We start from the raw sequence: 2,500 nt of genomic DNA, 5'->3' as shown, positions 1-2,500 counted from the left end.
CCCACTGGAGGTCCGAACCGATTAACGTTGAAAAGTTACCGGATGAGTTGTGTTTAGGGGTGAAAGGCCAATCAAGCCGGGAAATAGCTGGTTCTCCGCGAAAACTATTGAGGTAGTGCCTCGGACGAACACCCTAGGGGGTAGAGCACTGGATGGATGCGGGGGTCGCGAGATCTACCAATTCTAACCAAACTCCGAATACCTAGGAGTGATATCCGGGAGACAGACGGCGGGTGCTAAGGTCCGTCGTCAAAAGGGAAACAGCCCTGACCTACAGCTAAGGTCCCCAAGTCACGTCTAAGTGGGAAAGCATGTGGGAATCCCAAAACAACCAGGAGGTTGGCTTAGAAGCAGCCATCCTTTAAAGAAAGCGTAACAGCTCACTGGTCTAAATAAGGGTTCCTGCGGCGAAGATGTAACGGGGCTCAAGACGTGCACCGAAGCTTAGGGTGTGGATTTATCCACGCGGTAGCGGAGCGTTCCGTAAGCCTGTGAAGCGATCTGGTAATGGGTCGTGGAGGTATCGGAAGTGCGAATGCAGACATGAGTAGCGATAAAAAGGGTGAGATGCCCTTTCGCCGAAAGACCAAGGGTTCCTGCGCAAGGCTAATCCGCGCAGGGTGAGCCGGCCCCTAAGACGAGCCCGAAGGGGGTAGTCGATGGGAACCACGTTAATATTCGTGGGCCTGGTGGTGTGTGACGGATGGCGTGTGTTGTATGCTCTTATCGGATTGAGCATGCTTCGAAGCTGTCCCGGGAAATAGCCCCACCGTATAGACCGTACCCGAAACCGACACAGGTGGTCAGGTAGAGTATACCAAGGCGCTTGAGAGAAGTGTCCTGAAGGAACTCGGCAAATTGCCTCCGTACCTTCGGAAGAAGGAGGCCCTCATTTTGCGCAAGCAGATTGAGGGGGCACAGGCCAGGGGGTAGCGACTGTTTAGCAAAAACACAGGGCTCTGCTAAGTCGGCTTCAAGACGACGTATAGGGTCTGACGCCTGCCCGGTGCCTGAAGGTTAAGTGGAGGGGTGCAAGCTCCGAAATGAAGCCCAGGTAAACGGCGGCCGTAACTATAACGGTCCTAAGGTAGCGAAATTCCTTGTCGGGTAAGTTCCGACCTGCACGAATGGCGTAACGACTTCCCCACTGTCTCCAGGACATGCTCAGCGAAATTGAATTCTCCGTGAAGATGCGGAGTACCCGCGGTTAGACGGAAAGACCCCGTGCACCTTTACTGCAGCTTCAGAGTGGCATTGGAAAATAACTGTGTAGCATAGGTGGGAGGCTTTGAAGCGTTGGCGCCAGCTGACGTGGAGCCATAGGTGAAATACCACCCTGTTGTTTTTTAATGTCTAACCTCGATCCATGAAACTGGATCAGGGACCCTCTGTGGCGGGTAGTTTGACTGGGGCGGTCGCCTCCTAAAGAGTAACGGAGGCGCGCGAAGGTTGGCTCAGGTCGGTTGGAAACCGACTGTTAGAGTGCAATGGCATAAGCCAGCCTGACTGCGAGACTGACAAGTCGAGCAGAGACGAAAGTCGGTCATAGTGATCCGGTGGTCCCTCGTGGAAGGGCCATCGCTCAACGGATAAAAGGTACGCCGGGGATAACAGGCTGATAACCCCCAAGAGCTCATATCGACGGGGTTGTTTGGCACCTCGATGTCGGCTCATCACATCCTGGGGCTGGAGCAGGTCCCAAGGGTTTGGCTGTTCGCCAATTAAAGTGGTACGTGAGCTGGGTTCAGAACGTCGCGAGACAGTTTGGTCCCTATCTGCCGTGGGCGTCGAAATTTGAGAGGAGTTGACCCTAGTACGAGAGGACCGGGTTGAACATACCTCTGGTGTACCTGTCGTCGTGCCAACGGCGCAGCAGGGTAGCTATGTATGGACGGGATAACCGCTGAAAGCATCTAAGCGGGAAGCCTCCCTCGAGATAAGATTTCTTAGGACGGTCGAAGACCACGACCTTGATAGGCCGGATGTGGAAGTACGGTAACGTATGGAGCTAACCGGTCCTAATTGTCCTATTCGCACTTGATGAGTCCCACCATCAACGACAGCCTTGGGTTGTCCTTGATTGGATGTTCATCAGCCTTGATTTTGCACGGTTTGAAAAACTTCCCGCCGCACCGGCTTCATTGCTTGGTGGCTATGGCGTCTGTGACCCACCCGATCCCATCCCGAACTCGGCCGTGAAACCAGACAGCGCCGATGGTACTATCGCTTAAGCGATGGAAGAGTAGGTCGTCGCCAGGCATTGAAGCCGGTGCGCGCAGGAAGAACCCATTCACTTTGTTTGTTGGCCTCAGGCGCCGGCGGTCGCATCCGCGACCTTGGCTACCGCGCCAATAGGCGCGGCGGCCAACCGGCCTTGCGGAAGGCTCCGCCTTCCGACACCTGATCCCAACTTCGTCGGTGGCGCGGGATGGAGCAGCCCGGTAGCTCGTCAGGCTCATAACCTGAAGGTCGTAGGTTCAAATCCTACTCCCGCAACCAA

The 2,500-nt window shown here is 55.1% G+C and carries 1 tRNA gene and 2 rRNA genes (1 of these 3 cut by a window edge); all 3 read left to right on the top strand.

From position 1 onward, the window contains the following. A 23S ribosomal RNA gene (locus J2W22_RS23450) occupies positions 1-2,042 on the top strand; it begins 749 nt to the left of the window's first position. Between the two features lie 102 nt (positions 2,043-2,144). Continuing rightward, positions 2,145-2,259 (top strand): 5S ribosomal RNA (rrf, locus tag J2W22_RS23445). A gap of 163 nt (positions 2,260-2,422) precedes the next feature. Then, positions 2,423-2,499, top strand: a tRNA-Met gene (locus J2W22_RS23440). Position 2,500 lies beyond the last annotated feature (1 nt).

It is taken from the genome of Sphingomonas kyeonggiensis (assembly GCF_030812785.1).
GTDB lineage: Bacteria > Pseudomonadota > Alphaproteobacteria > Sphingomonadales > Sphingomonadaceae > Sphingomonas > Sphingomonas kyeonggiensis_B.
This window is presented reverse-complemented; position numbering and strand designations above follow the sequence as displayed.